Here is a 22,794-nt window from a genome sequence, read left to right on the forward strand (position 1 = left end):
GAAGGACATACGGGAAGGCGAGCGCGATCAGCACCAGCGCGCCGACGATCCAGAAGACGGCTTTGTAGGTGGACCGCACCTGCGCAATCGCGCAGACCTCGCCCGGCCCGCAGGCCTGTGCCGGCCGATAGATTTGTCGCCAGGCGAAGAACATGGCGAGGAGTGCGGCACCGATGAAGATCGGGCGATAGGGCTCCAGCGCGGTGAGGTTGCCGATCCAGGCGCCGCTGAAGCCCAGTGCCACCAGCGCCAGGGGCCCGAGGCAGCATGTCGATGCGAGGATGGCGGCCAGTCCTCCCGCGAAGAGGGCTCCGCGCCCGGTCGGTGTTTCCGTCATGCGCATTCCTTGGCGAGTCTGAACACGATGGCGTAAGCTTATTTCCGTACTCATGTACGGAGTCAAGCGGCATGGAACGCGATCACAACGGCCTGACGATCGGGGCCGTCGCCAAGGCGGCCGGGGTCAACGTGGAGACGGTGCGCTTCTATCAGCGCCGGGCTCTGCTTGCCGAGCCGGACAAGCCCTACGGCGGCATTCGGCGCTATGAGGCCGAGGACGTCGCCCGCGTGAAGTTCGTGAAGGCCGCACAGCGCTTGGGCTTCAGCCTCGACGAAGTGGCAGGCCTGCTGAAGCTGGACGACGGCACGCATTGCGATGAAGCGCGCCAACTTGCCGAGATCAAGCTGGTGGACGTGCGCAAGAAGCTAAAGAACCTGCGGCGCATCGAGTCGGTATTGGCCTCCCTCGTGCGCGACTGCTGCATGAGCCGTGGCAAGGTGTCGTGTCCATTGATCGACACCCTGCAGAAGCAATGAGTGGCTCAGTGATTTGGTCCCTTGTTGACACCGCGAATTCAACATAAGGGGTGCAGGTTGTCCATGACCGTGGTCTTCCCGCGCCCGTTGCTGCCCGCAATGGCCACCAGTTGCGCGTCACCGACCAGCGCCTCCAGGTCGAGCGTGATCGTGTCACGACCGAGACCGCTGCGGATCCCCTTGAAACCAGTGAGCGTCAGCGACAGCGGTTGGTAGCCGTCGCGGGACACCTCGTCCGCTTGCTTCACTTGATCGTCCATCTTCTTGCTCCATGCACGGCCGCCCATCGACCCGCTTCGTACGAGTCTCCCGCCGCCTTCACTTCCTTCAAGACCAGTCCGCTTCAGAACAGCTCCATCGCCTCGGCTTCGCGCAGGGCCTCCGCCACACGCCCGTCCCCGGACGGCTGCGGCAGCGGCGCCGTCTCGTCGGGGACCGGGTGGGTAGTCGGCCCGGCTTCCTCGTCGCCGGCCAGGATCGCATTCGCGATCTGGGCGGGCTCGCGGTGGGCCAGGGCCTCGAGGCGCTCGATGAGCGGACCGTCCATGCTGCCGGTGGCGCGTGCCCAGACCCTCACCTTCTCCTGCAGCGACGACGCGCGCGAGATCCCTGCCGCCCTGCTGCGCACGACGGGAACGACCCGCCCTTCGAGCTGGACGTCGGCGGCGTCGCCCAGGGCCCGCTTGATGGCCTCGCGGTCCACGCTGCCTCGTTCCTCTTCACCCACCTGCCACCGCACCCGGACGTAGGCGCCGGACACGTTCACTTCACGAACCGCCGCGGCGATCTGCTCGGCATCCGGCACACCCTCGAACACCAGGTCCACGGTGCGCCGCGCCGGCGTCTCGACCAACTGGAATCGAGCCGCCGCCGCCTCGACCTCCCACAGCAGAAAGCCCTTGGCATCGAGCTCGCCGTGATGGAAGCGACCGATGGAGCCGGCGTAGGCCAGCACGCGCCCGTCGTCCTCCCAGCTCTGGTGCTTGTGGATGTGGCCCAGCATGAAGGCCTGGGCCGCGGCGGAGAACAGGCTCGTGGTCGTGAACTCGTGGTCGAAGCCCGCCATCGGCACGCCGTGCTCCGTGACGCAGCCGGTGATCGTGCCGTGCGCCACGCCGATGGTGGGCACCTGCGCGGCACGCGCCGCGGCGTTGATCGCCGCGTAGCCAGCCAGCAGGGCGGCCAGCTCGTGCCCCACCGCTTCGGCCGCCTCGGTCGCACCCACCGTCGCAGCCACGGTGGCCTTGTTCACCGTCGGAACGCAGGTGAAGACCGCGCGCGCGCCGGGCGGGACCACGTCGAAGCGCCAGCCCTGCGAGGCCTGCCAGCCGCCGTCCTTGGTGAGCGCGACCTGGCCGAGGCGATCGGCCACGTGCACCGGGTGCCGGCTGGCCAGCAGCGGGAAGATCGCCAGCGTGCCCGGGGGCTCGTGAGAGAACGTCCCCTGCAGCATGAGCACCGGGCAGTGGTCGGCGAGGCGGCGCACCTCGCGCGCCAGCCGCTCCACCGCCGGGCTGTGCACGTCCAGCGCGTGGTCCGTCGAGTCGCCCGAGATGACCGCGACGTCCACGCCGCGTTCGATCGCCTGGTCCACGGCGAAGCCGAAGCACCGGCTCGCCTCCTCGAGGTTCTTGTCGCTGAAGTGCAGGTCTGAGAACTGCGCCACCTTGATCATCGTTCGTCCCTTTCGATCTGAAGCTGCAGGCGCTCCAGCGCATGCATGGCCTTGTGGGTTGCCCCTTCGGAGAGGATCCCGCTGCCGCGCAGCGCATCAAGCTCTTCGCGAAAGCGCCGGACCTCCCCGCCCTGTCCGACGCCTTCGTCGCTGGCGCAATCGGCGAGGTACCACGCCGCTATCGCGAAGGCGCTCTTCGGGATCGCGTCGAAGGCCGCACCCCACAGGGCGCGGGCCTGCTGGTCATCCTCGCTGCGCCGGGCCGCGCGGCCCGGCATCAGGCCCAGACCTCGAGCTCGCCCTTCACCTTCTCGGCGAAGCCGGCCGCGTCGTCCTGGAACGGCGTGATGTCCTCCAGCGCCCGCTTGCGGCCGCCGGCGGCCTTCTTCCAGCCCTGGCCCCAGCGCTTGGCCGCGTAGCGCTCGTAGGTCGCCTCGTCCACGCCCATCGCCGCCGCCGCGTCGAAGAGCCAGGCCACCTCGCGGTCCTCGACGCTGCCGGCCGCGGACTGCGCCGCACCCTGGCTCGCCGACTCGCGGCGCGTCGCTTCGGCCTGCCGCGGCGCCGAGCCCGGAGCCGCCGGCCTGGGCGCCGCGCGCTCGCTCGACGCCGCGGGCCGTTCCTTCGACGGAGCCGACGCCGGCGCCGGCGCAGCGCTGGGCATTTCGATCACGCCGTCTTCATCGGCCGCCGCCGAGGTGGCCTGGGCCGGACCTTGCAGCACGGTCACCGCCTCCGCGGCGCGCACGTCCAGCGCGTCCAGGCCGTCGTCGTTGCGCAGCAGCGCGGTCGGATCGACCGGCGCCTCGAGCTCGATCAGCCACTGGGCGACGCGGCTGGGCTTGCCCTCCTCGTCGATCCGCGAGACCTCGACCAGCCGCTTGCTGATGTAGAAGGGCGTGCGCTGGCCATCCAGGAAGCCCGAGATGCGGCCGCCGCGCATGAAGCCGATGGTCTGGAACTTCTCGATCGCCGCCTGCATGGCGTAGAAGCTGTTGGTCGGCAGCTCGAACGCGCTGATCGACCGGACGCCCGGGATGAAGAAGATGAAGCGGCCGGAGAGGTTGCACTTCTTGCCCTGGTACTCTGCGCACTTCTCCGGGTCGCACAGGCCGTTGTTCTCGGCGCGCAGCGTGGTCTTGCGGCCGCCGAAGATGCGCACCACGCGCCGGCCCTCGCCCGCCGCGGGCACCTGCTCGTAGGTCTTGCAGTAGCGGGTCTGCCCGTCCTCCGAGTACTCCGACCAGAAGCGCCGCTCGCTCGAGGTCCAGGTCACCAGCTCGTGCGGCATCACGTTCTGCCAGGCGTCCGCGGGGAACACCACCGGGAATCGGTACAGCCGCACGACGCCGTCGCCGCGGTCCTCGCCGTACAGGTCCATGATCTGGCGCGCGAGCTCCGGGTTCGGGAAGTCTTCGCCGCGCACCGTGAAGTACGGGACGTTCTTCGGCGTCAGCGGATTCTTCATGTCGGGCAGCGCCATCGCGATCTCGCGCTCGATGCCCTCGAAGCCCTTGCCGGCGGCGACGCCGGCGTCGTAGATCTCACGCGCACGGGCCGACTCGGCGGCGCGCTTGGTCAGGACCTTGATGCCGGCGCGGATCCGGCCGCCCACGGGGATGCGCTGAGCCGCGCGCCCCAGCAGGGTCGGGATCGCGACCGCGCCGCCCTGAGCGGGCACCAGGCCGAAGCCCTGCCCGTTCGTGTTGCTCTGTGCCACTGCGACCATGGGTCACTCCTTTGCTGCACGTTGATGAAGGTGGAAATTCATGGTCCCACCCGGTTGTCGTTCTTCAACCCCTGCGGGCAGTGCGGCGCGCCCGCCCGGCCGCGTTCGATCACGACCTCGAAGTCCGGCATGCCGCGCATCAGGAGCCCGCCCCAGCGCTTCGTCACGATCCGCCTGTCGAGGATCGTCACGCGGCCGCGGTCATTGACCGTGCGCAGCAGCCTGCCGAGCCCCTGCTTCAGCCGCACGGCGGCCTCCGGCACCGTGATCTCGATGAACGGCGAGCCGCCACGCGACTCGACCCATTCGCGTCGCGCCTCCTCGAGCGGCGAGTCCGGCACCGAGAACGGCAGCTTCGCGATGACGACGTGCGTGCAGTACTCGCCCGGAAGGTCGACGCCCTCGGCGAAGGTGCTGAGCCCGAAGATCACGGATCGGTCGCCGCGGTCGACGGCGGCGCGGTGCCGCGCCAGCATCTCGCCCTTGGGCATTGACCCCTGCACCAGCGTGATCCGCCTGAGGTCCTCGGGCATCTGGGCGTAGACCTCGCGCATCTGCTTGGCCGACGTGAAGAGCACCAGCGTGCCCAGCGTCTCCACCAGCTCCGGCAGCCTGGCGGTCACTTCATCGGTGTGCTCCTGCGCGGACGTCGGCTCCGCGCGCATCGCGGGCACCACCAGGCGCGCGTTGTTGCGGTAGTCGAACGGCGACTCCACCTGCAGGAAGGCCGGTTTCTCGAAGAAGCCGAGCCCCGACTGGCGCAGGAACAGGTCGAAGGTGCCGCAGGACGTCAGCGTCGCCGACATCACCACGGCGCCGCTGGCCCGGTTCCACAGCAGCTTGCGCAGCTTGTCGCTGCCGCTGATCGGCGAGGCGCACACCATGTAATCGCCCGGGCGCCCACCTTCGTCGTGCCGTTCGATCCATCGCGCGATCGGCGGCGCGTTCTCCGGCTGCTCGGCAAGCATGAGCTGCCACGTGTCGACCAAGTTGTCCAGGCGCACCACGTAGAAGCCCAGCACCGACAGGATCTGCGTGGAGAGCGCGCCCACGCTGGGCGCCTGCTCGAGCACGTGCTCGCGCAGTGCCGCAAAGGTCTTCTGAAGATCCTCCCCGGCGCCGAAGATCTGCTCCCCTGCTGACTGGCACCACGCTGGCAACGGCCCGGACTTGAAGCGCCGGGCGCGCTTCTCGTCGAAGCCGTTGGTGCTGTGGATGCGATGGTGCAGCTCACGCAGCGCGCCTTCGATGCGTCGCGCGCTGGTCAGGCTGTCGCGGATCAGCTGCTCATCGAGCCGAAGACCCAGAACGGCGTCCCGCACCGCATTGCACGCGCCCTCCAGCCACTCCACGGCGCCACGAATCGCGTGCTTGGCCGAGAAGTGCTCGACCGCCTTGGCTGCCAGGCTGTGCGCCTCGTCGAAGACGTAGATGGTCTCCTGCGCCGCGGGCAGCACGCTCGAGCCCTCCATGTCGATCGCGGAGAGCACCAGGTCGTGGTTGGCGATCACGAGATCCGCGTCCTTGACGCGCTGGCGGGCCGCCTGGAACGGGCAGCGGCCGAACTCAGGGCACTTGGTGCCGGCGCAGCCCTGACGATCCGTCGTCACGCGCTCCCAGAGATCGTCTGCCACCGGCAGCGCAAGCTCGTCGCGGTCGCCGTTCCAGCGGCCCGCGTCGAAGGCCGTGGCCAGCTCACGCATCACCGCCACGCGGCGCACACCGTCCTCGCCCGCCGGCGCGGCGCCGCCCTCGGCAAGGTCGAGGCCCTGTTGGCCCGCCAGCTTCGCTTCGGTCTGCAGCTTCAGGGTGCAGGCGTAGCGGCGCCGCCCCTTGGCAACCGCGAACGTGAACGGCATCGGCAACAGGCGCTGCAGGCTGGGGGCGTCCTTCTCCGCGTACTGGTGCTGGAGGGCGACGGTCGAGCTGCTGACCACGAGCCGCTTCTGTCGGCTCTTGGCCATCACCAGCGCCGGCACCAGCGCGCCGAACGACTTGCCCGTACCCGTGCCTGCCTCGACGATCGCGATGTGGTCGCCGTTGCCCGCCTGCTCGTCTTCTGCGCGGCAGCGGCCGAGCGCGTTTGTGACGGTCGCGATCATCTCCATCTGCGGGCGCCGCGACCTGAAGCCGGGAATGCCCGCGCGCAGCGCGTCGACGCACTGGCGGATCAGCTGCTTCTCTTCGTCGCGAACCATGCAGTCAGGCTACGTGTCAGGCCGCTTCGCTCAAGGGCTGTTGCCCGAAGATGCCCAGCGGCCCGAGCAACGGGTCGGCCGCGCCGCGCACCTTCGCCCGCAAGGTCGGCGTGAGCAGCGTGTGCACCGACGCCTTCTCCCGCGGCACGACGACCTCTTCGATCGGAAAGCCCTTGGCGGCGATCGCCTCGATCCGCTTGCCGAACCGCTCGTAGCGCTCTTGCGGCGTCATCAAAATGGCGTGGAACCGCCCCCGATCCGAGTGCATCAGCCGGCCCAGGCGCTGCAGGCTCTGGATCCGCGAGCCGAAGAGACCCGAGTGGTCGACCGTGACCTCACAGTCGCGCACGCTCAAGCTCGCGTCGCCGACACGCGACAGCACCATGCTGCGAGCCGCCCGCACGATCGCCAACTTGTTCTTGGTCGCGCTGTTGATGAACGGGACGCCGTACCGGGTCTCGAGCTCGCGACCGTCGGCGATCGCCTCGCACAGCACCACGACCTTGCCGTGCTCGCGCAGCAGCGCGCCCACGACCTCGTGCTTGTGCTCGAGGTCCTCGACGATCATGACCTTCACCGGCAGGCGGCGCACCAGGCCCTGCTCCATCTGGGCTTGCCAGTCGCCGCCGACCAGCGTTCCGGTCAGCTTGCTCACCAGCGCGCCGCGGCCGTCCTCGCGCAGGTCCGCCGTGGCGGACATCCCAAGCCGGTAGCGGCTGCGCACGAGGGCATGCCGATGCGCCCGGGCCGCCGGCAGCCGGTGCACTTCGTCGAACGCGGCAACCACCCAGTCGTCGCTGGCGAGGTTCGCCTGCGTCGCGTAGTTGAAGATCTCCACCACGCACCGGAGCCCGCCGCCCGGCTCGTAGACGCTGATCGTGGTGTGCACCGGCTTGGGGTGGTGCCGTACCTCGACACGCGGCGCGAACTCGCGGAACTTCTCGATCCACTGCTCTCGCAGCAGTTGGGTGTCCACCAGCAGCAGATGCCTGCCCGCGATGCGCGTCAGCGCCATCAGGCCCAGCGTGCTCTTGCCGAAGCTCATCGCGTGCGCCGCGGTCATGCAGCCCGTTCGCACGAACTCGGCGAAAGCCTCTTCCTGGCTGGCGGTGAGCTCGATGTTCAGGATGTTGTCGAGCAGCGCGTCGTGCCGCACTGGATTCGCCGGCGCGACGGTGAGGCCGGCCCGGATCAACGCCTCGAAGGCGCGCACCGAGCGCGCACCCTCGCGCTGCCCGTTGAACAGGCTGTGCAGCACGTCGGCGTCGTCGACCTCGCGGCCCTGCGCGTCCAGAAGTCGCCCGCCATCCCACTTCAAGCCGAGCTTCTCCGCCTGCAGCCCGACCTTTTCGTCCTCCTCGGGGTCGCTCTCGCTGAACAGCCCCTCTTCCGAGTATCGCGACACCAGGCAACCGCACCGCGGGCACTGCGGCGCGCGATAGATGTCCGTCCAGAATCGCGTGCCGCCCATCGAAGCGCACGAAGGCAGTTTGAAGCGGTGGAGTCGGTCCGCCATCGCTGCCTTGCCGTGGGTCATGGTGCGCCCCAACGGCGTCGCCTTGAGCTGGTCATGCCACCCGTCGGACCGACACACGACCCGCTTCCACTTCGGCGGCTCAGGCAGCTTGTCGAGCTCAAGCGCGACCCGCACCTGCTTGGGCGCCGCGCGATAGTCGAAGATCTCCGGGTGCCGCTGCAGGAACGAATGCAGCGCCTCGATCGACACGTAGTGGATCGCCGGCGCGCCGAGTCGGCGGCTGCGCGCCCGGCTCGTCAACCAGCCGCGCTCGATGAACTCGTGCCACTGCCGGTGGCCGATCTTCGTCTGAGCCTCGAGGCTCTTGATCGTGAGCTCGTCGCCGGCGTAGCGCCTCACGCCGATGCGCTTGCGGCGCAGGTTCACCGCCTCGAACGACCGGCCCAGGATTCGCGCGATCTCGTCGCCCGGCAGCCTGTGCCAGTTCTGGCGCAGGAACTCGTCCTCGGCCGGATCACCCCAGGGCTTGCGGTCGCCGCGCGGCTTGTACCCGCCACGCCGGGCCGCCCCCATGAGGTTGCGCCGCGTGACCCCTTCGCAGATGGCCCCCCACTTCGCGACCAGCGCATCCAGCGACGGGGTCGATCCGTCGTACTCGCTCGCGATGCTCTCGCAATCGGCGGGCGAGAAGATCTCTCCGTGGCCGCGCTTGTTCGCCATGTGGCACTCCTTGAGTGGGGGTGCCACATCCTTGAACCCAAGTCAGCGCCTTCAAGGCCTCGGCGCCGAGATCAGCGCTGTCCGCGCCGCGCCCCGGCTTAAGCCGGCAGTGACGCGAACTCGAAGCCGTTCTTGCTTCTCTTCTTGACGCTGAGCATCGCCTGGTCGGCCGCGTCGATCGCCTGTTGTGGCGTCGAGATGCCATCGTGCGGCAGCGTGCAGATCCCGATGCTCGCGCCGAGCCGCAGCCGCGCGTCCTGCAGCCGTACGGCGCGCACGGACAGAGCGATCTTCTCGGCCAGGATCTCGGCGTCCTGGCGATCGTTCATGCCTCGCGCGACGATCGCGAACTCGTCCCCCCCAAGCCGCCCGACAACGTCGGTCGAACGAACGCATCCACGCAAGGCCTCGGCAACGTCCACGAGCGCCTTGTCGCCGGCGTGGTGGCCGATCTGATCGTTGACTGCCTTGAACCCGTCAAGGTCGACGTAGAAGACGCACGCTGCCATGCCGGTAGAGCGCGATTCCTCCAGCACACGGCTCAACGCGCTCGTGAATCCGACGCGGTTCGCCACCCGGGTGAGTGCGTCCATCCGCGTGGCCTCTTCTGCGTCCAGGGCCCTTTGTTCGGCCGCACGCCGGCGCAGGTCCAGCTTGCGCGCGAGCGCCACACCGTAGAGCGGTACGAAGATCGCCGCCAGCACCAGGCCCGCGCTCGCGGCGCCATAGGCTCGCCAGTAGGGCACGACGAGAAACACCGTCGACAGGCCCACAGCCGCGAGGGCTGCGCTGTACATCGCAATGCGCATACCGAAGCGCAGACCGTTGCCCAGGCTCATGAAGATCGGTAGCCACGCGATAACGGCCATCGCCTCGCCACCACGCCACATCACCAGGCAGAAGCTCAGTTCATCCAGGAAGATGACCGCGAGCAGGCGCACTCTCACCGATCCAAACTCCGCGGCCACTACGACGCACCACGTGCACGCGAACAGCAGGTAGGCGCCAATGCATTGCAACGGCACCGCCAGGTCTCCGAAGTACCCCGTCAACTGCGCCGCTGCGTAGGCGCCGAGGACCACCAGTGCGAGCGCCACGCGAAGCGCGGCCTGGCCGCCTTCGCCATCGACGAAATCTACGCCCCCCAGCGGAATCGCAAGAATCGACCGCAGGCGGCTCTTGGACTGGAGTCGCTTCTTCGGGCCCACGGCGGCATTGTCGGCGGCGGGCTTGCCGACTTGAGCAGGCGTTGTGGCGCAGAGCGTTGAATTCGCCCGGAGACTCGTAGACCTACCACGGCCTCCCGCTCAATTCGTGGCACCCGCGGCACCGGCTTTGAACCGGGCCCGCAACAGCTGGTATTCGCGGCAGCGGTCATCCATGTCCTTCCACGCGCTTAGGACCGCCTCTCGGTGCGCATTGGACAGCCTCTCAAACTCCGCTTCGGCCTGGTTCCACGTGTGGCCGTGTTGGCGCAAGGAGGCGATCAAAGAGCCGTGACTCTGGGTAAGCGCTCCCCACGCTTGCTGTTCAAGGCCAGCTCGCTCTCTCGCCACATACCATGCGTCCAAAGCCGCGTTCAACTGCTCTTTAGTTACCGTCGACATATTCCTCCCTGTTGTTCAGACCCGACTCGGCACTGGCGCAATCAATACGACCCGGTCTCGGGGTTGTAGTTGTCCATCATCTCGTTGAAGTCTGGAGCATCGGACGGATAGCGCCTCGACTTCTCTCCCGGAAAGGGTGACTTTCCCCATTGGAAGGGCCACTTCGTCCACTTGCGCGCTCTGAGATCTGCGAACAGAAGCCCCTGGCTCACGGTCGCAGCCCGGTAAGACTGGCCAGGCGAGAACTCATCGTCTCGCTGCATCAGCCAGTCGTAGGCCAGCACAGCCTTTCTGCAGTGCTGCCAGCCACCGAGGATCAATGCGCATTCCGTGAGGCCATGCCCTCTGGACATACGTCGCAACATCCCAGGGCGGCGCGAGGGAGTCGCCCCCACGATGTCTAGGATCAGGTCTTCGTGGTCAGCGATGAAACGCTCCAACCTCTTATGGTCAGCCAGCGCCTCCTCGTAAAGGATACTTCGTTCTTCCGGCCGTTCGTAGCCCAGGGTCACGAACTCCCAGACATGGCCGATCGCCTCATCGCGATAGCGCCAAGTGCTCATGGTTGCCTCCGTCGTTCGCCCGTCGAACGCGGCCGTCGAGTTGACTGCTGCCATAGCAGCCAGGGCAACAACGCATTCCGCCTCTACTGCAGGCCGCCGATAGCGCACTCTAATCCTGTCGGACCCTACCGCGTAACTTCATCGCCATGCGCCGCCCGCGCATTAGCCTCTTCGACACCACTTCCTCGTGAGCGCGCCGGCGCACGGGCCGGAAGAATGGGCATCTGTTTGTCCGTGTGCCAAGCCCACGCTTCTGAGCCAAGAGCCTGCACGGCCTTTTCCTTGGCGCTCTGTTCCTTCGGCTCTAGGAAGGTACTTATCACGTGCAACGGGAACGGCCCGCCTTCGGTGTCCAGCAGCAGCGCATTCGGGAAGCACGCCCCGCTCTTTGCGTCGAACCGCAGCGGCTTCATGAACGAGCGCCCCTGCTGCTGCAGCTCTTCGATGAGCGGAAGCTCATGCAACCCCTCGAGCGGGATCCACTGGTCGGACACCAGCATCATCGACAGCGAGTCGATCTGGTAGATGTGCTCGCGCTTCGCGTAGATCAGTGCCGCCATCACCACCATCGGCTTGCGCTCGACGTCAGCATCGCGCGCCTGCAAGGTCGCGGCGTACGCACGCTCCGCCCTCTCCCAGGCCTTGTTCTCCATGTAGAGCGGCACATCAGGCATGTGCTTGACCAGCAGCTTGCGGCCGTAGGCGGTCTGCTCCACGCCGTTGAACTGCCCGATGACGATCGCCATCTTGTAGGCGACGTCGTCTCCCGGCGAAAGCAGCATCGCGAGCTTGCGGCGGCGGCGCTCGCCGATCTCGTCCTTGTCGGCGACGCGAAACGGCTCGGGGACGTATAGCCGCTTGTCGAGGGTCTCGCCCTTGAGCGTGACGCCTGCCGCCGCGAGCTCGAGGTACTTCTTGAACACACCCTGCGAGCGCTTGCCTTCCATCGCCGGGTACCACCGGTTCAGGCCGGCGCGATGGTAGAGAAAGTGCAGCACTGCGCGCAGGCTCATCTTCTTGCGCGGGGCATTGACCGCAGGCGGCTCGCCGTTGGCCTCGCCGCGCGGGAGCGGCTTGCCAGAGACGCGCGAGAACGGGAAATCCGTCCGGATCTCCACGTGGTCGGCGTTGTGCTCGACGATTGCCTCGCCGACGAGTTCACCGAGCCCCGACACGCCCGCTTCGGGCTCGAAGCTCTGGCACGTCGGGTGATGCATGTCGCCGGTGCCCGGCATGCGCTTCACCACGAACTCGCCGTGCTTGGCCACGTACATCTCGACGCCGCCCTGCACGCACATGCAGCGGGGGCGCTCTGAGGTCTGGTACACGCGCGCCAGCGCGTCCTGCAAGCCGGGATCCGACGCCAGGAGCGTTCTGCCCTTGATGAAGTACCGCACCACTTCCATCGCTACCTCCTTGGCGCTCCGGTAGCGCCTCACTTTGGCCCTTCAGAGTGCCGCCGTGCTCGAGTCCGCGGAGACTTCTGCCGTCGAGGTCAGCCGCTTGACCGACCGCCTGGACCTCAAGCCGAGCAGTTGCTGAACCTGATCCCGATCCGCGCCCTTTCGGCTCATGGCGAGCGCGACATGCCGCCGCAGCTGTTGCGCCGTCATGCCGGCCCAGCCCGCGCGCGCGAACACCTGGCGAAGGGTCGCCTGCAGGTACTTGCAGGTTGGACGCGGGTCGCTGGGTGAGCGCGGCGTGATCAGAAACGGCCCGCCTGACTCGGTCAGAAAGAGCCGGCTGTTCGGGTCCAGGCCGCGGTACCGACCGAGTTCTCCCAGACCTTGCATGCGATGCACGCGCGCATCGAGATAGGCATCGATGCTCTCGACCGCGAGCTGCGAGGTGAACAAGAGGGGCCTTGCCGCCCCGTTGACCGCTGCTTCGGGGCGAAGCGTCGACACCGTCCTCGTGGAGCCGTCCGCCAAGAGGTAGTCTCGGACCTCGAGCCGCGCAAGTTCAATCGTCTTCAGGCCCGTCGTGAAAAGCGTCCAGACCAGCGCAGCATCGCGGTCGCCAGCGCCGCTCTTTACCCTCAGCCGCGCCGCGGCCTCGGCGAGCTTTCGCTGGTCCGGCACGGCGGCGCGTTTGCCGGGAAGCGGGCTCCTGAACTCCTTCGCGGCGGCCATGATCGTCGCTCGTTCGCGCCGCAAGGTCGCCAGATCGTTGATCCACTCGGCCCGGAAGTCACCCAGTAGCCCGGCCTGGTTGAGTCGGCGGACCAGACCCTTTACGCGGCGCTCGACGGTAGACCGGACCACTCCAAGCTGCGACGCGGCCTCGCGATAGGTCAGCTGTCGGCCGAGGACCGCTTCCGCGAGGCTGAGCAGATCGTCATCAAACGCTTGCATGGGCGTCCAGTTCTCGCGCCGACCAGACCAGACCCGCGCTCGCATGATCCTGAAGCAGGACACCCCGCGGCGCCAAACGGAAATGCCGGCGCTACGACCCCCCGAAAGTGCCGGTCGACCCCTCCCCCCCCTCCCCCTTCCCCATGCTGCCGTACGGCCGACCGCACCAGCGCGCGCCGACGTCCTCGCCGCTGCGCTCTTCCCAGGCGAGCCGCTTTGATCCATACTGCAAGGGCTTCTGGCACCTCTGCCAAGCCGCCTTCGCAGGCGTTCCGGCCCAGCCGGCGTTAGCGGTCGTGACCCGCACGTGTATCCCCCCGCTCCCGCGGGCAGCAGTCCCCATTGGCGCAAGCCCGGGCCTGCGGATTCCTCACCCCTGATGGGCGTCCCTGCCTCCGGCTCATAGCAGCCGCGCAGAGTTCTGCCTGACACACCCACAACCCGAGCTCGGGCGACAACCCGAGTAGGGGTTCGCTCGTGCTCATGCGCTTGAAAGGAAAGCGACATGTCCCACGAAACCATCCCTCTCGCCCTGGCCGAAGGTCAGACCGGCGACTCGGCCACCGCGGCCAGCATCTCGGCCGTCCTCGTGCCGGACAACCGGCGCCTCGACTTCCTGCCGCGCCACTTCGGCGAGCGCGCCATGCTGAAGTTCGAGAACTCGGTCTACGACTGGATGGGCAACCTCTGCTCCGCCTACAACGGCGGCTACTGGAACTACATGGAACTGTCCAACGGCGGCGCCTTCATGTTCCCGGCCGGCGTGGACCAGTTCGAGATCAAGGTCGATGGCAACGGCTTCGACCGCAAGGTCGGCGCGGAAGTCGCCGGCATCATCGCCACGGCGTTCGCCCTGAACGGCATGCTCTGGCGCGGCCATGACAGCCTGACCGAGAAGTACGAGCAGCTGCTCGACTTCATTTCCGAGCACCCCGAAAGCGCGACGATCCGCCGCGCCCTCGACTAGGTGAGGCAGCCATGCTCACGCACCGGCTCAACCGGCTCCTGGTGCTCCTGACCGGGATGCGCAACTACAAGCCGCAGCAGCTGATCGCCGTTCTGCAGGATCGGCGCTATCCGCCTCTGTTGCGCGTGGCCGCATTGCGTTGGCTCATCCACTGGGCCCCGCTCGAGGTCACCAAGGGCGCGTGCTACGCGCAACGACGCCGGGCTGTGCGGCTGCACTACAGCGTCTAGCTAGCCCGCTCCCCTCATCCAACCCCACGGGGCCGACCTTGCCCCTGGGCATCGTCGGCCCCTTGTACATCGAGGTGTCACACGATGACCAAGTCCAATCCGAGCGTCGGCCCCATCAGCGACGCGACACGCGAAGACCTGGAGACACTGGCCTTCGACTTTGCGTGGACCCTGCGAAAGCTGTCGACTGCCGATCGCGATCGCGAACGTCGGCGCGCAGCCCTGGCTGCGCTCGCCCAGTACGACGGGCGAGCGGAAGACGACGAAGGTGCCCTCGGCAACTTCGTCGATACCGCGGGCCGCGAAGCGTTGGAGGGCTACTGCTCTCCCTACCTTCGCTTCGACGAGAACCCGCATGGCCAGTTCGGCTTCTGGCCGGACATCTCCTCCCTGGAGGACGACGCGCGCTCGCGCAGCGGCGTCGTGAAGGTCAATGCCGGCGACCCGTGGCCACCGCTTTGGCCTCCTCACGGCGACGACATCCACTACGTGATGGAAGTCAACGACCACGGCAACGTCACGCTCTACAGCCGCTCGCGACGCGAGCTCTGGAGCTGCGTGTAGATCCGAGCCGCATCTCCCAGATGCGGCGCTTCGCTGGGAACCTGAAGCCCACCAATCCCCCCTGCGCACGCGACATCGTCCGCGCGCTCATCCAACGCACGGGCCTTCGGGCCCGTGCCCACTTCACGAAAGGAGCTTCCTCATGGAAGTTCAAGTCATCGAAGCCACCCCCGTGGCACTGCCACCGCCGAGCCAGGATGACGTCCGCCTGGTCGTCGCGTCGAAACCCGACGAGGCCGCGCGGGTCATCTTCAACTTCAACAAGCATGCCCTCGCCGCCGCGATGCGCGCCATCGGCTTCACGTCGGTGGTCGTGACCTACACCGGCGACGGGGACAGCGGCCAGATCGACGAGATCGGCTTCCAGCCACCGGACATCGAGGAAGGCCTGAACAAGGCCGTGGTCGCGCAGATGCGCTATCGCTGGGACGAAGAGCGCCATTGCGGTGGCAGCGAACTCGTCTTCGAGGAGATGCACCTCGGCAGCATTGCCGAAGCGCTGTGCGACACCGCGATCTCGTTCGGTGGGCACGACGGCTACGAGAACAACGATGGCGGCAGTGGCCAGTTCACGCTGCAGGCCTCCGACGCATCCGCCATCCTCGAGCACACGGACTACTACACCGAGTCCTACACCACTACGCACGAGCTATGAAGCCGCAGGTCAGGACATCCCTGGCCTGTTGGCCGGGCATGACGCACCTGGCGGCGACTCAAGCCGCCATGCGAGGCGTCACGGAACCTCTGTTGGGCAGTCTGCTCACGGACCACGTCCAACTCGTCCCCCAATCCTGCGATGTACTCGACGAAGGGCTCGCCGAAGTGCTGGCCAACACCTGGCCTTCGACGGCCTTTCGCCTGCACGCCAACGTGAGGGTGTTGCCACGCCGGCGCCTTGCCGACCTGTGCACGTTCGAGCGCGATCGCGATTGGTTCGAGGCCGCAGCACGTGTGCATCGCGCGCTCGGGGCGACCGTCTACTCGGCCCACGCTGGTCAGAGGCGGGACGCCACGCTGAGCGAGATGCTCGACAACGCGTGCCGCTGCGCAGAGCTGTTCGGTTGCCCCGTCGCGATCGAAGGGCAGTATCCAGCCGCTGGCCAAGAGCCTCACAAGCTTCTCGTCAGCACCTGGGCCGAATACCGGGCGCTACTCGACAGCGGCGTTCCGTACGCGCTGGACCTCTCGCACCTCAACATCCTGGCCCACCGCACGGGACAACGCGACGAGACGCTCGTCGCGGAGATGCTGGCGAGCCCTTCGTGCCTCGAGGTGCACATCAGCGACAACGACGGCCGCGCCGACACCCACCAGGTGCTTCTCCGCGATCCCTGGTGGTGGCCCTTGCTCCGTCACATCCAACCCGGCGCAGTGGTGTTCTCGGAAGGGAACCACTGCCGCCACATCACCGAAAGGATTCACCATGAATCGCATTGACGTCAGCGGCCGCATTTCCGGCCTCGCCGACGCCGACTACCTGGTCGGACAAGGCGATGTCGAACCCAACCACGAGGCTCAGCAGTTCTGCGAGCTGCGCAGCTGGTTGCGCCCGATCGAAGAGCGCCTCGACATCGCATGGTGCGGGGCGGTGATCGCTCAGATCTTCCGCCATCACTCCTGGCTGCAGAGCTTCCAGCTCGAGCTGTGGACCGAGTCGGTCTACAACGACGAGGGCGGCAGCTTCATGGCGCACTACGCTCGGTTCCGGGATGTCGTTGCATGCGCCGGTGCTGAGGTGCCGGACGAGCTCCAAGACGGTGACGGGGCGCTCGACCCCGACGCGGCCGAGAACTTGCTCGACTCGGAACACGAGGACGACGAGTTCGACCTCTGCACACCTTTCATCGAGCAAGGCAATGCCGACTCGTGCAATCTGACCCTGGATCGCGGCGTCCTCGCGCCACTGCTGGCCAGCTCGACTGTGAGCGGCCTGGCCGTGGCGCGGCTGCTTTGGCCCAACCATGAATCGCTGCGCCCCTGGGCGCAGCCTGCGCAGGCCTCGGCGGGCACCATGTCCACAGCCGAAACAACGGCCTGACGGCCAGCGCCGCCACGGCGCCCATTGCAGGGCCCTCATCCGAAAGGATTGAGGGCCCTTTTCTTTTTCCGGAGCACGCTTTGTCGTCTCCGGCCACCGCCTCTACCTCTTGCTCGCAGCCACCTCGATGATCATTCGATGGTTGGTCAAGTCGTTGCCCGGTTCGCGCGGCGGCGCATAAGCGATCGGCAGAATGCTCGCGCGCCACGCCGGGCGACTTGCATCCGCGTACTCGCACTCCCAGGTGCCATACGCGCCCTTCTCCCGAACGACGGCGAAGACCTTTCGCGCTTCAGCAGCCCCGAGGCTCGCATTGACCTGGTCGTTGATCAGCACTGCCTGGACCGCTGTGTCCGCGGCCAAGTCCGGCCGCCCTGCCCTTGCCGCGGCGGCGCGACCCATCATCGCGGCCGCAATCGGCGACGTGTAGTACGAGCCCACAGGGTCACCGGTATGCGCTTCCGTCCGCGTGAGCTTGCCGCCTCCGGCCCTGCAGAAGTTCCACAGCTCCACCGTCGGCCGCTCGAGCTGGCGGAAGTTGGCGTCGTTGAAGTACGCCAGGTAGCGGATCGTGCCGCCCACCTCGAGTGATTGCCTGTCCTTGAACCTTGTTCTCAGAAACTCGTCCACGCTGAGGTTGGCGTACTGCGATGCCTCTGTGCTGCTCAACGTGCTGGTCGCGCACCCAGCCATGAGCGACAGCATCACGCCCCCGATGGCGACAACTACAGGAAATCTCATCCGGTGCTCCCCTTGCGGTTGTGGTTCGAGCCCATTGTGGCTGCTCCGACAGCGCTCCTTTGCCCGGCCCCACGGCCCACGGCCGGACAAATGAACATGCGCCGCGCTCCTTCCCCACCTTCCGCGCGCGTCGGGCTTGCGCCATACTCACCCTGCTCCTTGGCCTAGCGCCATAGCCGCCATCACTGGCGTTCCGGCCCAGCCGGCGTTCGCAGTCGTGACCTGCACGTAGATCCCGCCAGGCACCCCCTGGTCCAAGCCGTCCTCTGCGACGGCGAGTCCATTCGGCGCGCGCACTCGCACGCGTCTTTCCCCGCATCTCGTCAGCCTCAGCGCCTGCCCCATCGGCAGAGCGTTGTGCCGACCCACGACCGCATGCCGCGCAACGGCCAGCGGACCAACTCCTCCCACCGGGAGCACACGCTCCCATGGGGGACGTGTGCTCTCTCCACTTCAACGGAGATCGCATGTCCTCATCCCGCGAGGGTGGCTACACCCTTTCCTTGCCGGGCTTCGACGACGACGCCCCCGCATATCCCGACCTGTTCGCCGAGGCGACGCCGGCTCCCGCCGTCGAACCCGAAGCACTTCAAGTCGATGATGTGCACTTCCCGAAGGCGTGGCGCCCCGCCTTGCCCACCGCGTCGCAACACGCCGACGCCGTCCAATGGCCCACCTGGAACGACGAGTTCCTTGCCGGGCTGGATGGCCAGGTGACGAAGTTCGACGCCAACATCGCCGCGATCGCCGCGCTTAGCGCGGTCGAAAGCGCCCCCCGCTCCCCGAGCGCCGATGAACGCGCGGCCCTGCTGCGCTACACCGGTTGGGGCGGCCTGCCGGCCAGCTTCAACGAAGACGGCCGCGACCCCGCCTGGGTCCGTCGCGCCACCCATCTGCGCGAGCTGCTGGGCGCCGACGACTACGACTCCGCGCGTGCGTCGGTCAACAACAGCCACTACACCGACCCTCTGGTGATCCACTGGATCTGGTCGATCCTGCGGCGCATCGGCTTTCGCGGCGGCTCGATCCTCGAGCCCAGCGCCGGCATCGGCCACTTCCTCGGCTGCATGCCGGCGGAGATCGCGCAGCGAAGCCGCATCACTGCGGTCGAGCTCGATCGCCTGTCCGGGCGCATCCTCCGCGCGCTCTACGGCCCTCACGGCGTCGACGTGCGCATCAGCGGCTTCGAGGCAGCATCGCTTGCCGATGGGTCCTACGACCTGGTCGTGTCGAACGTGCCGTTCGGCCGCTACGGCGTGCTGGACAACCGCAACCGCCCGTACAGCCGGGCGAGCATTCACAACTGGTTCGTCGGCCGCGCGCTCGACGTGCTTCGGCCGGGTGGGCTGGTGTGCTTCATCACATCGACCTACTTCATGGACGGACACGACGCCGCCGTCCGGGCCCACGTGGCATCGGAAGCTGACCTGGTCGCTGCGTTCCGTCTGCCGGCTGGCACATTCGAGCGTCTGGCCTCGACCAGCGTGCAGGCCGACGTGATCGTGCTGCGCAAGCGCGCGGCCGGAGACGTCGCGGCGCCTGCCGAGTGGCTGGACCTGGACTACGTTCCCAAGACGATGCTCAGGCCCGGCTGCTACGAGCAGTACCTGCGGATCAATCGCTGGTTCGTGCGCAAGCCCGACCATGTGTTCGGGCGGATCGACAAAGTGGCCAACGGCTACGAGGCCGTGCCGACCGCGGTGCTCGACGGTGATCTCGAGACAGCGCTGCTCAACGCGCAGTCGCTGGTCCCGCAGGGCATCTATGCGCCGCGACCCGACCCAACCGCGCCGGCACCTGCGACGCGGGAACTCGTTGCGGCACCTCCCGGCACGCGCCCCGGGTCGTTCGTGGTGCACGAGGGCCGCATCGGCGTTGTCGATGGCGAGCATGTCGTCGACATGCACGATCGCCTCAACGCGACGGCCCGACAGCGCATCGCTGGCATGGTCGACATCCGGGATCGCGCTCGTACGCTGCTGAGCGCACAGCTCGGCTCGACGTCGGACGCCGAGCTCGGCGATCTGCGTCGCAGGCTGAACCAGAGCTACGACTGGTTCGTCAACAAGCACGGCTGGCTGTCCTGCCGTGCGAACGCCCTCGCCTTCCGGCGAGATCCTGACTATCCCCTGCTCCTCTCGCTGGAGCACTACGACGAAGAGGAGGAATCCGCCACCAAGGCTGCAATCTTCACTCGGCGCACGGTCTCTCCCGTCAGGGAGGCCACCGTTGCCGAACATCCCGACGAGGCGCTTGCGCTCTCGATGCAGTGGAAGGGCAGAGTCGACCCCGACTACTTGGCTCGCCTGCTGCGCTCCGACGCCGAAGACGTCCTCGCGGACCTCAAGGCTCGGGGCATGATCTACCTGAACCCGGAGGGCAACCGCTGGGAACCGGCCGACGAATACCTCTCCGGCAACGTGAAGCGCAAGCTGAACGTTGCGCTCGCCGCCGGCGACGCCTATCAGGCGAACGTCGCGGCCCTCGAGAAGGTCATCCCCGAAGATCTGCCGCCAGGCGACATCTCGTTGCGCCTCGGCGCTGTCTGGGTGCCGGCCGACGTGGTGGAAGGCTTCATCACCGAAGTGCTGCAGGTGCAGGACGCCGCTGTTCGCTACATGGCGGTCGCCGGCACCTGGTCCGTGACTTTCAACGACTGGTCTGTGCGGCAGAACGTCACCTGCATCCAGGAGTTCGGCACGCGACGCATGCATGCCATCGAGCTCATCCAGCACGCCCTCAACGTGCAGACCCCGACAGTGCGCGATCCGCACCCGGAGAAGGACGGCGTCTACGTCGTCAACAAGGAAGAGACGCTTGCTGCGCGGGAGAAGCTCGGAATGATCCGAGACCGCTTCGCAGCATGGGCCTACGAGGACGCCCCGCGGCGGGAGCGGTTGTGCAGGATCTACAACGACCTGTTCAACTGCATTCGCCAGCGGGAGTTCGACGGCTCACATCTCAACCTGCCAGGCTTCTCGCATTGCTTCGAGCTTCACAAGAGCCAACGCAACGCGATCTGGCGCATCGTGCAGTCCGGCAACACCGGGCTGTTCCACGCCGTCGGCGCAGGCAAGACGGCGGTCATGGCTGCCGCGAGCATGGAGCTTCGGCGCCTGGGCCTGGCAAACAAGCCTGCTCACATCGTGCCGAACCACTGCCTTGAGCAGTACACCGCCGAGATGGTGCGCCTGTACCCTTCCGCTGCCGTCCTGATGGCTACCAAGGAGGATCTGGCCGGCGACCGTCGCCGCGAGTTCGTGGCGCGGGTGGCAACCGGGGACTGGGATGCGATCGTCATGACGCACTCCACCTTCGAGCTGCTCGCGATGTCGGCCGAGTTCACCAAGGCCTTCATCAAGGACATCATCCGCGACATCGAGATGGCAGTGCGGGCTTGCAGTGGCGACAACCGCTCCAACCGCATCGTCAAGCAGCTCGAGCGCATGAAGAAGACCTGGAAGGTCCGGCTCGAAAAGCTGGACAACCAGGAACGCAAGGACGACTTCCTCTGCTGGGAAGCACTTGGAATCGACTGGGTCGCCTATGACGAGGCGCACCTGGCGAAGAACCTTTTTCGTCACACGAAAATGGCGCGCATCGCAGGCCTGCCGCTGAGCAACTCTCAGCGCGCGTTCGACCTGTTCTTGAAGACCCGCTACACGATGAGCCTCTACCGGGGCGAACATCGTGGCGTGGTACTGGCGACGGCAACCCCTGTCGCCAACAGCATGGCCGAGGTGCACACCTTCCAGCGCTTCCTGCAGCCCAACACGCTGCGCGCGCTGGGTCTTGAGCAGTTCGACGCCTGGGCCGCCACCTTCGGGGAAACGGTCACGGCGCTGGAGATTGCGCCGGACGGCAGCGGCTATCGCCTCAACACCCGGTTCGCTCGTTTCATCAACGTGCCGGACCTGATGACGGTGTTCTGTGACGTGTCCGACATCCGCACGCGCGAGATGCTGAAGCTGCCGGTGCCGCGCCTGAAGGGTGACAAGCCCCGAACGGTGACCTGCAAGCCAAGCGAGCAACTGCGCGCCTTCGTGCGGACGCTCGTGAAGCGAGCCGAGAGGCTGAAGACCGAGCGGGTCGACCCCCGCCAGGACAACATGCTTCTGATCGCCAGTGAGGGCCGGATGGCCGCGCTAGACATGAGGCTCATCGGCAGCCACCTGCCGGCCGACCCCGACTGCAAGGTGGTGCAATGTGCGCGCGAAGTGCACCGCATCTGGCAGGAGACCGCGAGCCTCAAGAGGGCCCAGCTAGTGTTCTGCGACCTGTCCACTCCCAAGGGTGGGCCGGCGTTCAGCGTCTACCAGGCGCTGCGCGACGAATTGATCGAGCGAGGCATACCCGCCGAGCAGATCGCTTTCATCCACGATGCCGAGACCGACTCACAGAAGGCCAAGCTCTTCCGCCAGGTGCGCGAGGGAAAGGTCCGCGTGCTGCTCGGTTCGACCCAGAAGATGGGCGTCGGCACGAACGTACAGCGGCGCCTGGTGGCGCTGCACGAACTCGACTGCCCGTGGCGTCCCTGTGACGTCGAGCAGCGCGAGGGACGCATCCTGCGCCAAGGCAACGAGTGCGACGAGGTGGAAATCATCCGCTACGTCACCGAGGGAAGCTTCGACGCGTACAGCTGGCAGACCGTCTTGACCAAGGCGAAGTTCATCGCGCAAGTGATGAGCGGCGACAAGGGCATCCGGTCCGTCGAAGACGTGGAGTTGGCAACCCTCACCTACGCCGAGGTGAAGGCGCTGGCGTCAGGCAATCCGAAGATCATCGAGAAGGCCGGCGTCGACGCGGAGATCGCGAAGTACGCCTCCCTGCTGTCCGTGTGGCGCAACCAGCGCTACAGCAACGAGATCGAGGTGGCGAACCTTCCGATGCGAATCGAGAGCAACGAGCGTCTGCTCGCTGCGCTCCAGACCGACGCGCAGCGCGCAAGCGCTGTGCTGGCATCCGACCTGGTGGTCAACGTCCACGGCCGCGCCTATCGCGGACGCGAGGAGATCGGTGAGTGTTGCCGCCGACCGAATTCTGACCAGCAAACCCGTGTAGTGCCGATTGAAAACTGACCAGGGTGAGAGACCTACCCTGCTGCTTTTTGTGGCA

The 22,794-nt window shown here is 67.0% G+C and carries 19 protein-coding genes and 1 pseudogene; 8 read left to right on the forward strand and 12 right to left on the reverse strand.

Translation table 11 applies throughout. The features are described 5' to 3' along the window. Positions 1-337: mercuric ion transporter MerT (gene merT, locus D9C15_RS31210; protein WP_128003391.1), on the reverse strand; the 337-nt coding region annotated here is incomplete at its 3' end. Positions 338-408: 71 nt separating this feature from the next. On the opposite strand from merT, the gene merR reads away from it, so the two are divergent. Next, the gene (gene merR, locus D9C15_RS31215; RefSeq protein WP_128003392.1) at positions 409-816 is read left to right on the forward strand and encodes a mercury resistance transcriptional regulator MerR; all 408 of its coding nucleotides are present in this window, start codon (positions 409-411) and stop codon (positions 814-816) included. Positions 817-863: 47 nt separating this feature from the next. Here the strand turns inward: merR and D9C15_RS31220 are convergent. From D9C15_RS31220 to D9C15_RS33605, 10 genes and pseudogenes are all read right to left on the reverse strand, one after another. After that, a pseudogene (locus D9C15_RS31220) lies at positions 864-1,076 on the reverse strand (hypothetical protein); the annotation flags it as partial. 83 nt (positions 1,077-1,159) lie between these two features. Further along, positions 1,160-2,491 (reverse strand): metallophosphoesterase family protein, encoded by a 1,332-nt coding sequence (locus tag D9C15_RS31225; protein WP_240668668.1) that lies wholly within the window; start codon positions 2,489-2,491, stop codon positions 1,160-1,162. Beyond that, complete coding sequence (locus D9C15_RS31230; RefSeq protein WP_128003393.1) at positions 2,488-2,769, reverse strand: hypothetical protein; 282 nt, start codon at positions 2,767-2,769, stop codon at positions 2,488-2,490. Before D9C15_RS31230 ends, D9C15_RS31225 begins: the two co-directional genes overlap by 4 nt. Beyond that, positions 2,769-4,220, reverse strand: coding sequence for a recombination directionality factor (locus D9C15_RS31235; protein WP_128003394.1), 1,452 nt, complete (start codon positions 4,218-4,220; stop codon positions 2,769-2,771). Before D9C15_RS31235 ends, D9C15_RS31230 begins: the two co-directional genes overlap by 1 nt. A gap of 38 nt (positions 4,221-4,258) precedes the next feature. Further along, a complete protein-coding gene (dinG, locus tag D9C15_RS31240) occupies positions 4,259-6,418 on the reverse strand; it encodes an ATP-dependent DNA helicase DinG (protein WP_128003395.1) in 2,160 nt (719 codons plus the stop codon). A gap of 16 nt (positions 6,419-6,434) precedes the next feature. Continuing rightward, positions 6,435-8,615, reverse strand: a complete 2,181-nt coding sequence (locus tag D9C15_RS31245) for a DEAD/DEAH box helicase (protein WP_128003396.1) — start codon at positions 8,613-8,615, stop codon at positions 6,435-6,437. Positions 8,616-8,713: 98 nt separating this feature from the next. After that, positions 8,714-9,823 carry a GGDEF domain-containing protein gene (locus D9C15_RS31250; RefSeq protein ID WP_128003397.1) on the reverse strand — a complete coding sequence of 370 codons (1,110 nt, stop codon included), beginning with the start codon at positions 9,821-9,823 and terminating at the stop codon, positions 8,714-8,716. A 440-nt stretch (positions 9,824-10,263) separates the two neighbouring features. Continuing rightward, the gene (locus D9C15_RS31255; protein WP_128003398.1) at positions 10,264-10,785 is read right to left on the reverse strand and encodes a hypothetical protein; all 522 of its coding nucleotides are present in this window, start codon (positions 10,783-10,785) and stop codon (positions 10,264-10,266) included. Between the two features lie 125 nt (positions 10,786-10,910). After that, positions 10,911-12,191 carry a DUF1173 family protein gene (locus tag D9C15_RS31260; RefSeq protein ID WP_128003399.1) on the reverse strand — a complete coding sequence of 427 codons (1,281 nt, stop codon included), beginning with the start codon at positions 12,189-12,191 and terminating at the stop codon, positions 10,911-10,913. A gap of 42 nt (positions 12,192-12,233) precedes the next feature. Next, positions 12,234-13,139, reverse strand: a complete 906-nt coding sequence (locus D9C15_RS33605; protein WP_164886938.1) for a site-specific integrase — start codon at positions 13,137-13,139, stop codon at positions 12,234-12,236. Between the two features lie 505 nt (positions 13,140-13,644). Between D9C15_RS33605 and D9C15_RS31270 the strand changes: the two genes are divergently transcribed. The 6 genes from D9C15_RS31270 to D9C15_RS31295 all read left to right on the forward strand — a co-directional run bounded on the left by D9C15_RS31270 (position 13,645) and on the right by D9C15_RS31295 (position 16,938). After that, positions 13,645-14,106, forward strand: a complete 462-nt coding sequence (locus D9C15_RS31270) for an antirestriction protein (protein WP_128003401.1) — start codon at positions 13,645-13,647, stop codon at positions 14,104-14,106. An 11-nt stretch (positions 14,107-14,117) separates the two neighbouring features. After that, positions 14,118-14,336, forward strand: coding sequence for a hypothetical protein (locus D9C15_RS31275; protein ID WP_128003402.1), 219 nt, complete (start codon positions 14,118-14,120; stop codon positions 14,334-14,336). Between the two features lie 84 nt (positions 14,337-14,420). Next, on the forward strand, positions 14,421-14,900 hold the full coding sequence (locus tag D9C15_RS31280) for a hypothetical protein (protein ID WP_128003403.1): 480 nt from the start codon (positions 14,421-14,423) through the stop codon (positions 14,898-14,900). Between the two features lie 142 nt (positions 14,901-15,042). Next, a complete protein-coding gene (locus D9C15_RS31285; protein ID WP_128003404.1) occupies positions 15,043-15,555 on the forward strand; it encodes a DUF6878 family protein in 513 nt (170 codons plus the stop codon). A gap of 92 nt (positions 15,556-15,647) precedes the next feature. Beyond that, on the forward strand, positions 15,648-16,337 hold the full coding sequence (locus D9C15_RS31290) for an apurinic/apyrimidinic endonuclease family protein (protein WP_128003405.1): 690 nt from the start codon (positions 15,648-15,650) through the stop codon (positions 16,335-16,337). Then, positions 16,324-16,938 (forward strand): hypothetical protein, encoded by a 615-nt coding sequence (locus D9C15_RS31295; RefSeq protein WP_128003406.1) that lies wholly within the window; start codon positions 16,324-16,326, stop codon positions 16,936-16,938. Before D9C15_RS31290 ends, D9C15_RS31295 begins: the two co-directional genes overlap by 14 nt. A gap of 102 nt (positions 16,939-17,040) precedes the next feature. On the opposite strand, the gene D9C15_RS31300 is transcribed toward D9C15_RS31295, so the two are convergent. Beyond that, positions 17,041-17,643: a hypothetical protein gene (locus D9C15_RS31300; RefSeq protein ID WP_128003407.1), complete on the reverse strand. Its 603-nt coding sequence runs from the start codon at positions 17,641-17,643 to the stop codon at positions 17,041-17,043. A gap of 503 nt (positions 17,644-18,146) precedes the next feature. Between D9C15_RS31300 and D9C15_RS31305 the strand changes: the two genes are divergently transcribed. After that, positions 18,147-22,757, forward strand: a complete 4,611-nt coding sequence (locus tag D9C15_RS31305; RefSeq protein ID WP_128003408.1) for a helicase-like domain-containing protein — start codon at positions 18,147-18,149, stop codon at positions 22,755-22,757. Positions 22,758-22,794 lie beyond the last annotated feature (37 nt).

It is taken from the genome of Piscinibacter defluvii, from assembly GCF_004011805.1.
Lineage (GTDB): Bacteria > Pseudomonadota > Gammaproteobacteria > Burkholderiales > Burkholderiaceae_C > Piscinibacter > Piscinibacter defluvii.

Coding starts and splice junctions, on each gene's coding strand:
- merR (WP_128003392.1), top strand. CDS start 409: ATGGAACGCGATCACAACGGCCTGACGATCGGGGCCGTCGCCAAGGCG.
- D9C15_RS31225 (WP_240668668.1), bottom strand. CDS start 2,491: ATGATCAAGGTGGCGCAGTTCTCAGACCTGCACTTCAGCGACAAGAAC.
- D9C15_RS31230 (WP_128003393.1), bottom strand. CDS start 2,769: ATGCCGGGCCGCGCGGCCCGGCGCAGCGAGGATGACCAGCAGGCCCGC.
- D9C15_RS31235 (WP_128003394.1), bottom strand. CDS start 4,220: ATGGTCGCAGTGGCACAGAGCAACACGAACGGGCAGGGCTTCGGCCTG.
- dinG (WP_128003395.1), bottom strand. CDS start 6,418: ATGGTTCGCGACGAAGAGAAGCAGCTGATCCGCCAGTGCGTCGACGCG.
- D9C15_RS31245 (WP_128003396.1), bottom strand. CDS start 8,615: ATGGCGAACAAGCGCGGCCACGGAGAGATCTTCTCGCCCGCCGATTGC.
- D9C15_RS31255 (WP_128003398.1), bottom strand. CDS start 10,785: ATGAGCACTTGGCGCTATCGCGATGAGGCGATCGGCCATGTCTGGGAG.
- D9C15_RS31260 (WP_128003399.1), bottom strand. CDS start 12,191: ATGGAAGTGGTGCGGTACTTCATCAAGGGCAGAACGCTCCTGGCGTCG.
- D9C15_RS33605 (WP_164886938.1), bottom strand. CDS start 13,139: ATGCAAGCGTTTGATGACGATCTGCTCAGCCTCGCGGAAGCGGTCCTC.
- D9C15_RS31270 (WP_128003401.1), top strand. CDS start 13,645: ATGTCCCACGAAACCATCCCTCTCGCCCTGGCCGAAGGTCAGACCGGC.
- D9C15_RS31275 (WP_128003402.1), top strand. CDS start 14,118: ATGCTCACGCACCGGCTCAACCGGCTCCTGGTGCTCCTGACCGGGATG.
- D9C15_RS31280 (WP_128003403.1), top strand. CDS start 14,421: ATGACCAAGTCCAATCCGAGCGTCGGCCCCATCAGCGACGCGACACGC.
- D9C15_RS31285 (WP_128003404.1), top strand. CDS start 15,043: ATGGAAGTTCAAGTCATCGAAGCCACCCCCGTGGCACTGCCACCGCCG.
- D9C15_RS31295 (WP_128003406.1), top strand. CDS start 16,324: ATGAATCGCATTGACGTCAGCGGCCGCATTTCCGGCCTCGCCGACGCC.
- D9C15_RS31300 (WP_128003407.1), bottom strand. CDS start 17,643: ATGCTGTCGCTCATGGCTGGGTGCGCGACCAGCACGTTGAGCAGCACA.
- D9C15_RS31305 (WP_128003408.1), top strand. CDS start 18,147: ATGTCCTCATCCCGCGAGGGTGGCTACACCCTTTCCTTGCCGGGCTTC.